The 12,297-nt window shown below is 63.2% G+C and carries 9 protein-coding genes; 1 reads left to right on the top strand and 8 read right to left on the bottom strand.

Features of this window, described 5'->3' with window-relative positions:
- Positions 1 to 110 precede the first annotated feature (110 nt).
- Entirely contained in the window at positions 111 to 953 is an 843-nt protein-coding gene (locus C2L65_RS01810) for an EcsC family protein (protein ID WP_042306279.1), read from the top strand.
- Here C2L65_RS01810 and C2L65_RS01805 read toward each other — a convergent pair.
- From C2L65_RS01805 to C2L65_RS01770, 8 genes are all read right to left on the bottom strand, one after another.
- Entirely contained in the window at positions 923 to 1,873 is a 951-nt protein-coding gene (locus C2L65_RS01805) for an alpha/beta hydrolase (protein ID WP_042306359.1), read from the bottom strand. The two genes, C2L65_RS01810 and C2L65_RS01805, sit on opposite strands and share 31 nt — an antisense overlap.
- A gap of 169 nt (positions 1,874 to 2,042) precedes the next feature.
- Positions 2,043 to 2,477, bottom strand: coding sequence for a CHRD domain-containing protein (locus tag C2L65_RS01800; RefSeq protein WP_042306280.1), 435 nt, complete (start codon positions 2,475 to 2,477; stop codon positions 2,043 to 2,045).
- 163 nt (positions 2,478 to 2,640) lie between these two features.
- The gene (locus C2L65_RS01795; RefSeq protein ID WP_042306360.1) at positions 2,641 to 7,101 is read right to left on the bottom strand and encodes an ATP-binding protein; all 4,461 of its coding nucleotides are present in this window, start codon (positions 7,099 to 7,101) and stop codon (positions 2,641 to 2,643) included.
- 10 nt (positions 7,102 to 7,111) lie between these two features.
- Positions 7,112 to 7,858: an aquaporin gene (locus C2L65_RS01790; RefSeq protein WP_042306281.1), complete on the bottom strand. Its 747-nt coding sequence runs from the start codon at positions 7,856 to 7,858 to the stop codon at positions 7,112 to 7,114.
- Between the two features lie 185 nt (positions 7,859 to 8,043).
- Positions 8,044 to 8,685, bottom strand: a complete 642-nt coding sequence (locus C2L65_RS01785; protein WP_042306282.1) for a response regulator — start codon at positions 8,683 to 8,685, stop codon at positions 8,044 to 8,046.
- 87 nt (positions 8,686 to 8,772) lie between these two features.
- A complete protein-coding gene (locus C2L65_RS01780) occupies positions 8,773 to 9,483 on the bottom strand; it encodes a response regulator (protein WP_042306283.1) in 711 nt (236 codons plus the stop codon).
- Positions 9,484 to 9,618: 135 nt separating this feature from the next.
- On the bottom strand, positions 9,619 to 10,272 hold the full coding sequence (locus C2L65_RS01775; RefSeq protein WP_042306284.1) for a response regulator: 654 nt from the start codon (positions 10,270 to 10,272) through the stop codon (positions 9,619 to 9,621).
- A 661-nt stretch (positions 10,273 to 10,933) separates the two neighbouring features.
- Positions 10,934 to 12,211: an MFS transporter gene (locus C2L65_RS01770; protein WP_042306285.1), complete on the bottom strand. Its 1,278-nt coding sequence runs from the start codon at positions 12,209 to 12,211 to the stop codon at positions 10,934 to 10,936.
- Between the last annotated feature and the right edge of the window lie 86 nt (positions 12,212 to 12,297).

Raw genomic sequence — 12,297 nt, 5'->3', positions numbered from 1 at the left:
TAAGGAATCATACCACGCTGAATGGCTCTAATCCGGGTGCGTCGATTGCGACCTTCGTTGCTACCGTTTGATCCGACGCTTCTAAGAATTCCGAAAAATCAGGGAGATTCATGGAATCAACTACGCTCGCCGCCGCGCCGCTTTCCGCGGACGATCTCGCGGCCCTGCGCCGCGCCAAACACGAGCTCGAAAGCCCGGCGCTGACAATGAAGCTCGCCAGCATCGTCGGCTCGCCGATGGAAAAGCTGATTTCGCGCATGCCGGCGATTGCCAGCGACAAGGTCAACGACGCGACGCAACTCGCGCTGCGCAAATGTCTGCAGATAGCGCTGCGCACGCTCGGGCGTCCGATGGCTGGCGCGCCGCTCGGCGTCAGCGACCGGCCGAGCAATCTGTTACACAAGTTCGCGGTCGCGACGACGGGCGCAGCGGGCGGCGCATTCGGGCTGTTCGCGCTGCCCGTCGAGTTGCCCGTCACGACCACGCTGATGTTCCGCTCGATCTGCGACATCGCGCGCAGCGAGGGTGAGGATCTGACTTCCGTCGATACGCAACTGCAGTGTCTGACGGTGCTCGGCATGGGCGGCACATCGAAAGCCGATGACGATGCCGATTACGGCTACTTCATCATGCGAGGCGCGTTGGCGCAGGCGGTGTCGAAAGCGTCGTCGGAAATCGCGACGAAGGGGTTCACGACGCATGGGTCGGCGGCGCTGCTGCGATTGTTGAACACAATCGCGGCGCGCTTCTCGGTGCAGGTGAGCGAGCAGATCGCCGCGAAGTCCATTCCGGCGATCGGTGCGGTGCTCGGCGCGATGGTCAACACCGTTTTCATCGACCACTTCCAGCAGGTCGCGCACGGCCACTTCACCGTGCGCCGGCTCGAACGCCAGTACGGCACGGACGCCGTGCAGGCCGCGTATCAGGCGATCGACCTTTCGCTCGCCGGATGAACGTCGCGCGGACCGCTCGTCACGCGCGCGACGAAGCGCGCGGCGAGATCGAGCGCGCGGCGCGCTTCGGGAATGAACGGCGCCCAGAGCTGCCACACGTGCGGCATCTTGCGCCAGATCTCGAAGTCGATATCGACGCCCGCGGCGCGCGCCTTGTCCGCGACGCGGCGCGAATCGTCTAGCAGGACTTCTGTGCTGCTCACCTGCATGAAGAGCGGCGACAGACCCTTCAGGTCCGCGTAGAGCGGCGATGCATAAGGATGCGTAGCCGGCGTGTCGCCGAGATAAAACCGCGCAGCCCGCGCGATGGAAGGACCGTGAAACATCGGATCGATGCCGTCGTTGGTTTGCAGCGACGCGCCCGTGGCCGCGAGATCGGTCCACGGCGAAAACAGGATCCCGCCTGCTGGCAACGGCTCACCCGCATCGCGCAACGCGACGAGCGTCGCGAGCGCAAGGCCGCCGCCCGCCGAATCGCCAGCGATCACGATCGAGTCGGGCTTCGTGCCGTCTTCGAGCAAGCGACGGTACGCGGCCAATGCATCGTCGAGCGCGGCGGGAAACGGGTTTTCGGGCGCGAGCCGGTAATCGAGCGAGAACACGCGCGCGCCGCTGCGCGATGCAAGACCAAAGGACGCCGCGCGATGCGTCTGTGGCGAACAGAAGTAATAGCCGCCGCCATGCAGATAGAGGATCGTCGCCGTGTGCCTGCCGTCGACGCGCGTCAGGCATTCGCCGCGCAATGGCCAGTCGCGCTCGCCATAGCGCTCATCCAGCGTCCAGCCCGACGGCACGCGCGGCGTGTACGCGCGCTTCGCCGTCATGCGGCGCGCGCGTTCGGCGCTGATCGTCGGATGCCGCGTCTGCGGATGAAACTGACGGCGCAGGAACCAGCATGCCAAGGCGCTTTGCCAACTCATCGGGGCACTCTCCATCGCGGGTTGAATCGCCATGGTACGTGGCTTTCAACGCGCTTCAATCGAAGGCGGCTTCTATTGGCGGCGTGGACAGGCGCGCGTCGTTTGAAAAGAAAAATGGCCGGAACCGCCGCTGACGGTTCCGGCCATCGTGCTCGATTGCGTGCTTCGTTTAATTCGCCGGCAACACCTGGCCGCGAATTTCACCTGTCGGATTCTGCGCGGTGTGAACGTTGAAGTACCACTGACCGCCCATCAGGTCGGTGACCTGTTGCTCCGTCAGCGTCGCGGAGCCTTTGATCGGACTGGCCAGCGCGTTCTTGTCGATGGGCACCTGCACCTTGGCGTTCTGCCCGACGGGCGCAGGACCGTGGAAGTGCGCCATCGTCACGGGACCCGATAGGCCCTCGTAAGTCGCGGTCCACTGGAGTGTTTTCGTCGAAGTATCGAACGTGGCGTTCAGTGCGCCATGCCCGTGACTCACGCGCGGCGGCACTTCACTCGACGGCTCGAGGTCGGCCTTCAATTCCACCGTATCCGCCAGTGCCACACCCGACGCCAGCGCCCACAAGACAGCAACCATGCTCAGCTTTTGAATTGTAATCATCGTTCTCTCCGGGTCTTTGCGCTCAGGATCGGCGTCGCTTCACGCGTAGTGCGTGAGCGGACGCCGTCTCATGCGCCAGCACATACTAGTGTAATTCGGAGCGCTGCGCGTGACGCACGCGCAGCAGCGCAAAGCGTTGCGAAGCCGGAAAAGGAACGGGAAGTCAGGCGAGCAGCGCCGCCTGCTCTTCAATGCCGTCGAGCATCGTATTGCACGTGCGCACGAGCGCAATGCCCTCGCTGCGCAGCGTGTCAGACGGCGCCGAGGTCAATTGCCGCCGGTACTGTTCGAGCGCGCCGAGCAGCGGCGGATACTGCAGCACACCCACCGCGCCAGCGACGCGATGATGCCATTGACGCAAGGCCGGGACATCGAGGTCGTTCAGCAGCGGCGGCAGCGCGCGCAAATCGTCGCGCACGGCCGACACGAATGCATCGAGCAGCGACTTGACCGTCGATTCACTGCCCCAGATCTGCGTCAACTGACTGAGATCGACGGGAACGAATGCGATGCTGCCGACGTTTGCAGGTTCCGCATCCGCGACGACAGCAGCCGTCGCGTCGCCTTGCGTGGCGGGCCGCGCGCTGTCCGCGCCGAACCAGCGGCTCAGATATTCACGCAAGGTGGCTAGGCGCGTCGGTTTGACGAGGCAATCGTCCATGCCGGCATCGCGACATGCCTTCAGATCTTCGGGCGCGGTGTTCGCGGTAATCCCGAGTATCGGCAGGTGTACGCCTGTCAGTTGCTCGCTTTCGCGCACGGATCGCGCCAATTCGTAGCCGGACATGATGGGCATGTGACAGTCGGTAATCAGGAAGCCGTACGGTGTCGCATTGAGTGCTTTGAGTGCCTCGGCGCCGTCATTGACGACGTCGCACGCGAAACCGAGCAGCGCCAGCTGATGACGGATCAGTTCCTGATTGACGGGATGATCTTCGGCGACGAGCACGAGACGCCCGCACGCAATCGCGCGCTCCCGATCCGGTGGCGCGGTGGCGGCTTCGGCTGCGCCGGGATGACGCGCAGGCGTCGGCGAAAGGCCCGTCAACGCGGCCGCGCACGCCGCGCTCAAGCCCCGCCACGAGATCGGGTTGATGCTCACACGCACGGCGTTATCAACGATCCGATAGCCTGTCGGCTTCGGCTTCTCGGTCAGGCTGATGATTTTCGCGCCGGACTGCGCGACGGCAGCCGGCAGGTGGACGCCGTCGCCGACGAATACGAGGTCCACACCTCGCAGCGCTTGCGGATCGCGCAACTCGGCAAGATCGGCACCGGCGCGACGCAATTCGATGCCGAGCGCCGCGCCGAAGTGCGCAAGCGCCCTCGCGACGCACGCATCCGGCGTCGCGACGACGCCGCGCTTGCCGCGCAATCCGCCCGCCGTGTATTGCTGCATTTCGAGCGGCATCCGCAAACGCAGCGTCATGTGCGTGCCTTTACCAGGCGTGCTCGACAACGACAGCGTGCCGCCCATCAACGCGATCAGTTTGCGGCAGATCGTCAGCCCCAGGCCCGTGCCGCCGAAGCGCCGCGTGGTCGACGATTCCGCCTGCACGAAAGGCTCGAAGAGGCGAGCCTGGACTTCAGGCGCGATACCAATACCCGTATCGACGACACTCATCTCGACCGTTTGTCCCGCCTCGCTCTCCTCGACTACCTTCACGTTTACATCGACCTCGCCCCGCGGCGTGAATTTGATCGCGTTGCCGAGCAGATTGAACAGGATTTGTCGCAGCCGCACGCTGTCGCCGCGCAGCGTTGCGGCGACCTGGGGATCGATATCGACGCGCACTTTGAGACCTTTCTCGTGCGCGCGCCCCGCCAACAGGCCAACCGCCGTATCGACCAGATCACGCAGGTCGATCGGCTCGGATTCGATGGTCAGTCGTCCCGCCTCGATCTTCGAATAGTCGAGGAGGTCGTCGAGAATCTGCAGCAGCGCACCCGCCGATTCGTGAATCATCCCGAGCATCTCGCCCTGGTCCGCATCGAGCCGGGTGCGCTCCAGGACTTCGACAAGTCCGAGCACGCCATTCATCGGCGTGCGGATTTCGTGGCTCATCATCGCGAGAAAATCGTCTTTTGCGCGCGACGCCGCTTCGGCCAGATCGCGCGCACGCGCCAGTTCGTCGGCACGCAGCCGTTCGATGCTAGCGTCGACCCAATAGCCGCTCCAGACGGTCGCGCCACTCTGCTCGCGACACGGCACGAGTTCCGCGCGAACCCAGCGCTGCTCGCCGGGACCGTCGATCCGAAACTCCAGGTGCAGCGGTTCCGACGTTTCGGCGGACCGCTCGAGTGCGGCGACGACGCCGGGACGGTCGTCCGCACAAATGGTGCCGAAATTGAGCGTAGCGCGCCGCATCAGAACGGCACTGTCGTATCCCAGCAACTGTTTGGTATCGCCGCCCACATAGGGGAACGTGTACTGGCCATCGAGCCCACGGCGCAACTGGAACACCACGGCCGGCAACGAGCTGGTTACGTCGACGAGGCGCCGCTGTGTTTCGCTTGCCAGCATTTCGGCGCGACGGATATCCGTAATGTCGACGAGCGTGCCGAGCACGCACAGCGGCGTACCGTCGACGCCGTTGCAGACGCACACGCAAAAGAGACCATGCCGGCTGTCGTACTGACTGTCTTCGAACTCCAGTTCGATCTGCGTGGCCGAGCCGCTTTGCAGCGCCTCGCGTGTCAACTGCTCGAGACGCAAGCTGTTGTCCTCTCCCCAGGCATGAACGTCCGCGCTCGTGCGGCCGATCACGGTTTCACGCCTGAGGCCCGTCGCTTCTTCATAGGCCCGGTTAACGCCGATGTAGCGCCCTTGCAGATCTTTTGCGACGAGCGGGTACGGGACCATTTCCATCATCGTCTGCTGAAAGTTCAGTTGCGATTCGAGCTCGCGCTCAGTGCGCTCGCGCCGGCTGACTTCGCGCTGCAGCAACACATACGCTCGCAACGTCAGCAACAACACGACGCCGATGCCGATCAGCACAGGCAGCAGCCGCAGTGCCGTCACGCTCCAGCCGCCTTGCGGCGGTGCGTCGCCTGTCACCCATTTCTGTCGGATGCGCTGTCGCTCCGACGCTGGCATCGCAAGCAGCGCGCGGTCGATCAGCCCCGCCAGCGGCGCAAGGTCGTCACGAACCGCGAAGCCGACGGGATCTGGCTCGCGCACTACGCCGACCACTTTCAGCACGCCCGCATATTCCCGTGTCAGCGCAGCGTCAATTTCGGCGACGTTGCCAACCAGCGCGTCGGCGCCGCCGGCGGCCAGCAGTTTCAGCGCCGCATCGAGATTTGGCGCGACCGTCGCGTGCGTCGCGACTACGCCGTACAACTCGAATGGCAACGCCCCCTGGCTATGAATCGACAACACGATGCGGCGCGCGGCAAAATCGTTGAGGCCGCGCGCAGCAGGTTCGGCTTCGCGCGCGACGATGACAAGCGGATACGTTTCGTACGCGTGGGTGAATGTCGCATGCTCCAGGTGCGGATCATTGCGCGTGGCAGTCGCGAGCAGCGCGACGTTGCCGCGGTTGAAATCGGCAACCGTGGTCGTCCAGTCCTTCCCCGGCGCGCGGTGGAACGAGAGGCCGAGCGTGCGGCCCAGATAGTCGAGATAGTCGGCGGCGATGCCCGACGGACGGCCGAGGTCGTCGAGCGTGCTGAACGGCGCCCAGTCGGCGTCGAAGCCGACGGAGAGCGGCGGAAGCGACCTGAGCCATGCCTGCTCTTCACGACTCAGCACGAGATTGGACGCCGCCGATGCAGGCCGCGCTTCGAAGCTGCCGCCGATCCAGCGCGCCCGGATTACGGCTTCGTCGTCCGGTCGCAACGCGGACAGCCCGCGGTCCAGCTTGTCGCGCAGGTCGCTTTTCCCGGCAGGCACGGCGAAGCGCATTTCGCTCGCCTGCCCCGTCTCCTCGAACGCGATACTCAGGTCACGGAATTCCGGATCCGCCAGATAATGCCGCACGGCAGGCGTAAAGCCGAAATAGGCGTCGTCGTCACCCCGCTTGATTGCGCGCAACGCGGCAAGCGTGTCGGCAAAACTATCGATACGTGCGCGCGGGAAGCGCTCGCGCAGCACGGCGCCGAGCGCGAACCCGCGCTCGATAGCGACGCGCGCGCTTTGCACCTGGGACTCGCTCGACAAAGCAATCGCATTGCTCGCCCGCGTCACGACGGAGGTCGATCCGCGGAAATACGGCACCGAGAATGACAGGCAATGCTCGCGCTCCGGCGTGCGGGCGATGCTCATCAGCACATCGACGCGATTCGCGCATGCCGCGGCGAGCAGTTGGTTCAGGTCTGAATACGACTTCGTCGTGATCTCGACGTCCGGCCCAACGACGGCGCGCAGATAGTCGACGCTCAGCCCGGTGAACCTGCCTTCCTGAAACATCTCGAAAGGCGACCAGCCGCTGGCGAGCACGCCGACTATCAGTTTGGGAGGAAACACTTGTGGACGCGCGCCGAGCGCGGCATGGGCCTGCTGACCGCTCAGCAGTATCAACAGCAACGCGAGGCTTGCCTTCAGCGCCAGGCGGACGCCGATCAGCCAGGCGCGATGTGTGGAATGAACACCGGAGCGAGCGAAAATGGGCGAACGATACATGTTCGTACGCTCACGCCGACTCGCCATGCCGGCTCTCACGGGGTGGCCGCGCGAAGATATCACCCGGGTCGCCGAACAGTCGCGAATGGACCAAGCCGGCGAGCATGCCGCCCGCCAGCGGAGCTGCCCAGAAAAGCCACAACTGGTCGAGCGCCCAATCGCCGACAAAGAGAGCCGGGCCGGTCGAACGCGCGGGATTCAACGACGCATTGGTGATGGGCGTCGCAATGACGTAGCTCAGCATCAGCCACAGGCCTGCGACGAGCGGATCGATCAGGTTCGCAGATTGGCCGCTGGACATCAGCATGCGCGCCAGCACGAATGCAAAGGACATGGTGATTTCGACGGCCAGCGCGGAATGAAGTTGATAGTCGTCCGGAGAATGGTCGCCATATCCGTTCGCGCCGAATTCACTCGCTGCGAGTTCGAAGCCGGGACGCCCGCTGGCGATATAGACGAGCAGCGCCGCGCCCGCGAGCGCGCCAAGCACCTGCGCGGCGATATAGGGCGCGAGATCGCGGACGGGAAACCGCTGCGCGGTCACGTAACCGACGGTGACGGCGGGATTGAAGTGAGCGCCGGAGAACCGCCCAAGCACGTAAGTCGCTGTCGCCAGCGCGAGTCCGAATGCGAGCGGCACAGCTAAAACGCTGTTACCTTGCGCGCCGGTGTTGAGCACGGCCGTGCCGCATCCAACGAACACGAGCCACGCCGTCCCGGCACCTTCGACAACCAATCGCTTTCCCAGCCCTGACATGCATCCTCCCGTAACGGCTGCTCGTCCCGACGACTTTCTGAGACGGCTTACATGCTTGCGCCTGGTGTCGATTGATTTGCATGGCAAATCAATGGTGTTGGCGCCGCTCCCTCTCGATCCGGGAGTCCAACAGAAGATTGTTGGGTCGGTGAACGAGATAGAGAATCGGACAACTCCGAAATCATTCAGGTGAGGCCGATCTGGCAGGCATAGTCGATTACGTCGGCCTCCGACTCGAGCCCCAGCTTGCGCATCGCATTGCGCTTCTGCGTGCTGATCGTCTTTGTGCTGCGGTTCAGCTTGGTGGCAATCTGGCCGATCGTCAGGCCGCTCACGTACATCGTGAAGACTTTCCATTCGCCTGCGCTCATCACGCCTGCCCGCGGTTGCGGTGTGCCCGCCTTCGCAATGGCGGCGCGCGCGTGATCTGACAAGTAACCCTGGCCAGTCAGCGCGGCGTCGATCGCGTGAACCAGCGACGCCGTGATATCGCGCTTGTCGACGATCGCGGCAACGCCGTGCTGCAGCAGCCCCATCAGGATCGACGGCTGATGGATCATTGTGAGCACGACAACCGGCAACTGAGGCGTGTGATGCAGCAGCCGCCGCAGGAACTGGATCGCATTGCTTTCTCCGTCGATGCCCGGCATGCCAATATCCGTTACGACGACGTCGCATGCGCACGCATCGAGCAGTTCGGCGAGTGCCTGCGTGCTCGCTGCTTCGCCGGCCACCGACACATGTGCGATCTGTTCCAGCAAACACCTGACGCCCATGCGCACGCACACGTGATCGTCGGCGACGATGACGCGAATCTTGTTTTCCATCTTGTTGTGATCTTGTTGATGGACCGTCACCGTACAGCGCGTTCCCCTCGAGGACGGTCACTTCGCCAGGGTCGCAGCTTCGCTGCGTCAGCCTCTTTTGCCGGACCCGCCTGGGCCACTTGATGGATCGTCAGGCACCAGACCATGTTCGACGGCGAACCGGAACAGATCGGCATCGCTCTGCAGCGACAGCTTGCGCATTGCAGTGCATTTCTGTGCGCTGATCGTCTTGACGCTACGACCGAGCCTCAGCGCAATTTCTGTCACGCCGCGCCCCGTCGCATAGTGCGTCAACACTTCGAGCTCGCGCCGCGAAAGAACCTGTCGGACATAGTCGATCCGGCGCGACAACGTTGCGTCGGCGAGCAACGCGCGAATGGCGGGACCGACATAGCATTCACGCGCCAACGCGGTAATGATCGCCACATGAATCAGATCGATACGGTCGCGCTTGCTGACGACCGCACCCACGCCCAGCGAAATCACCTTTTGCAGGGAATCCGCCGCAATTTCCATGGTCAGCACCACGACCACGACGTCGGGATGACGTTCCTTGAACTGTCGGACCATGTCGACGCCGTCGCCATATGTACCACCTGGCATGTACAGATCCATGACGACAAGCTCGCATTTGACACGCTGCGCCTCAGCGAACAACTCCGATGAGTCCGTTGCCTTCCCAACGATTTCGATATTCGGAAACCCCGACATCAGATTCTCCATCGCGAGTAGGACCAGTGGATGGTCGTCGGCGATGATGGTGCGGATTGGCAGTGTCACATCCTTTCTGATATTCACGCGTGGTCGCTCCCTGTGCTCTGTAGCTTGGTATTGATTCGGCGAGCCCATAGCCGGCTGAGGATCAGACATTCAACCGCTCCCCGACATAAGACTTCTCTGAATTTGGAAGAATCATTTAGCGATGACATTTGATTAGCGATCCTGCACAACCTTCTGCGCAAGACCATATGCCCGCACGAACGCAAAAAGCCCCGGATCATTGCTGACGCCCAGCTTCGCCATTGCGTCACGCTTTTGCCGGCTGACCGTCCGGACATCGCGCCCCAGGTCGCGGGCGATTTCGGAGATCGACTGGCCGCGCACGAACATGCGGATCACCTCGGCCTGGCGTGGGGAAAGATTGCGCATGGGCGACATGCCAAGCGGCTCACCACTCGCTTCTGCGAGCGTCAGCAGGATCGACTGGCTGACGTAGGAACGGCCCGCGCCCGCCGCGCGGATAGCCGCGGCCAGTTCGTCCATCGATTCGCTCTTGTTGAGCATGCCGATCACGCCGTCGGACACGATCGACCGGAGAATGGCCGCGTTGGTCAGACTGGTCAGCACGACGATGCGCACCTCGGGCCAGCCGCCGCGAATGCGCCGGATGAGCCGCAGCCCGTCGTCCGCGTCACCCGACGCATCCGGCATGGTCAGGTCCGTGACCAGCACATCGCATGAGGTCTTACCCATGAGTTGAACGAGCGACGAAGGGCTCGTTGCCTCGCCGACGATCGTGAATCCTCCGTGCGCCACGAGCGTGGCCCGGATACCGAGCAGAACAAACGGATGATCGTCTGCCAGCATGATTCGAAGATTCACTATTGCCGCCTTGTTATTGGTTTGTGTTTGTCGATGTCGAAACGCTCATTTCGCGGCAACGTCGAAACGAGCCCGCTTTACGACAACGCTCGCGACATATAACGAATCATGTTCTGACAAAATGAATCAAAACATTTGCGGCAAAAATGGAATATCAGAGAGTTCCGAATCAATGGCCGATTCAAAGACAAACTACAAGTTTCGTTGAGTAATTACCGATTTCAGACACTTCCATTGAGATAGTGCTTAACCATTTTCATCGCACTATTTCCGAAGTTTCCAAAGGCAGGTTAGGAAACCACAGCGTGCAGGATGCTGGCGCGCAGAGGCAATCGGCGCACCCGGCCGCCTCTCGCAAAATCACGCCAATGCATCTTAGATTTGCAGTGAATACGACGTACGCCACGAAATCATGGTCGCGCAAAATGCTCTAGAGAGAAGAACCCGCTTAGAAAGCGAAACCCACAAAAATCAACCTCTAAAATAATTCCTACTTTCACGACAGAAATATCAGACACATCACATCGATTTCCATCCATAGGGTGAATTCGATTAACTTCACCTTGAAGAAATAACACCAAAATAAAAAAGCGTCCGGCTCATGACCGGACGCAAAAAAGAGATGTTCAAGAAAGTGTCGACGCGATCACGCCCTGGCTCTCGACGCGTACCCCGCCGCGCGCACGGGCCTCGGGAAGACGGGCAGCGCAATCAGCGCGCACACGCTGGCGATTGCCCACACGGCCGGCCACGAGGTCGCCGCGAGCAGCGGCGGAATGGCAAGCGGTGTAACGAACAGGGTCATGAACGCACACGTGTTGCCCATCGCCAGAGCGGTGCCCGCGCGGCGCGTGCCCGCGAGCGTCGCAAGTTCGGTGTAGGCGACGCCGTGCCATGCGGACGCGCTCACGCCGCCGAGCACCACCATCGCCGCGAGCACGATCGTGATCGCGCCGTGCGCGCCGTTGGCGCCCGCGGCAAGCAACGCGAGTGTCGCGAACAGTAGCGCCGTCAGCACGCTGCAGGCGCGCATGTACTGGCGCCGGTTGCCGTGCCGGTCCGTCCAGCGCCCGCTCCACACGCGCGCAACGGCGGCGCCCGTCTGCACGGCGGCCATCGTCGCGCTGATCTCGAACACGCCTGCATGGCCAAAGTCGTGCAGAAAGACCGTCGCGAACGTCACGACGGCCAGTTGTGGCACGCACAGAACGCCGATGCCCAGCGCGACACGCCAGACGCCAGCATCGCGCAGCGGCGAAATCGGCGCGGCGGGCGCGGCAGGCGAAGCAGCGAGTTCGCCGCCAGCCGCTGCATGCTGCCCGCCCGACGCAGCCGCGACGGGCGGCTCGTGCAGCCAGCACCACGCGAACCACGCGGTCACCGCGCACAGCACGGCGAGCACGCCATACACGGCCACAAAGCCGAAATGCGCGGCAAGCGACGGCAACGCCAGCGCGCCTAATCCGCCGCCTGCCGGCACGGCTGTCTGCCGGATGCTCATCGCGAGGCCGCGCTCGCCTTCGCGAAACCACGCCATCACCGCGCGCCCGCTCGATCCGTTGACGCTGCCGCCCAGCAGCCCGACAGCCAGCAATCCGAGCGCGAGCGGCACGATGCCCGGCGCCACGGCGCCGTGCGGCACCACGAAGCCTGCCATCGCGGCAAGCGCGGCGGCCGTCGTCAGGAGGCCAAGCAGCAGCACGCGCCGGTCGCCCCAACGGTCGGTGAGCAATCCCCACGGCAATTCGCTGATCGCGATGCCGAGCCCCAACATGCCAAGCACGAGGCCCAGCCCGCCGTTGCCGATGTGATAGCCGTTGCGCAGAAAAATCGCCGTCGTCGGGATGCCCGAAAAAGCGGCCGAAAAGCTCGCGTTCGCGGCAAAGCCGACGCCCAGCACCTTCCAGCGGTGATTGCCGCCCATTCCAGATCCCTGTCCCACGATCGCCTCCAGTTGTATCGGTTGACGGCTATCGTAGGATTGGACGATCAATCGGAAAAGCGGGAAAA

This window comes from Paraburkholderia terrae, from assembly GCF_002902925.1.
GTDB lineage: Bacteria > Pseudomonadota > Gammaproteobacteria > Burkholderiales > Burkholderiaceae > Paraburkholderia > Paraburkholderia terrae.
Note: the sequence above shows the minus strand (reverse complement) of the source record. Positions and strands in the feature narration are given on the sequence as shown.

What these genes read in the sequence shown, in the direction of transcription:
- C2L65_RS01810 (WP_042306279.1), top strand. Translation starts at nt 111, where the DNA reads ATGGAATCAACTACGCTCGCCGCCGCGCCGCTTTCCGCGGACGATCTC.
- C2L65_RS01805 (WP_042306359.1), bottom strand. Translation starts at nt 1,873, where the DNA reads ATGAGTTGGCAAAGCGCCTTGGCATGCTGGTTCCTGCGCCGTCAGTTT.
- C2L65_RS01800 (WP_042306280.1), bottom strand. Translation starts at nt 2,477, where the DNA reads ATGATTACAATTCAAAAGCTGAGCATGGTTGCTGTCTTGTGGGCGCTG.
- C2L65_RS01795 (WP_042306360.1), bottom strand. Translation starts at nt 7,101, where the DNA reads ATGTATCGTTCGCCCATTTTCGCTCGCTCCGGTGTTCATTCCACACAT.
- C2L65_RS01790 (WP_042306281.1), bottom strand. Translation starts at nt 7,858, where the DNA reads ATGTCAGGGCTGGGAAAGCGATTGGTTGTCGAAGGTGCCGGGACGGCG.
- C2L65_RS01785 (WP_042306282.1), bottom strand. Translation starts at nt 8,685, where the DNA reads ATGGAAAACAAGATTCGCGTCATCGTCGCCGACGATCACGTGTGCGTG.
- C2L65_RS01775 (WP_042306284.1), bottom strand. Translation starts at nt 10,272, where the DNA reads ATGCTGGCAGACGATCATCCGTTTGTTCTGCTCGGTATCCGGGCCACG.
- C2L65_RS01770 (WP_042306285.1), bottom strand. Translation starts at nt 12,211, where the DNA reads ATGGGCGGCAATCACCGCTGGAAGGTGCTGGGCGTCGGCTTTGCCGCG.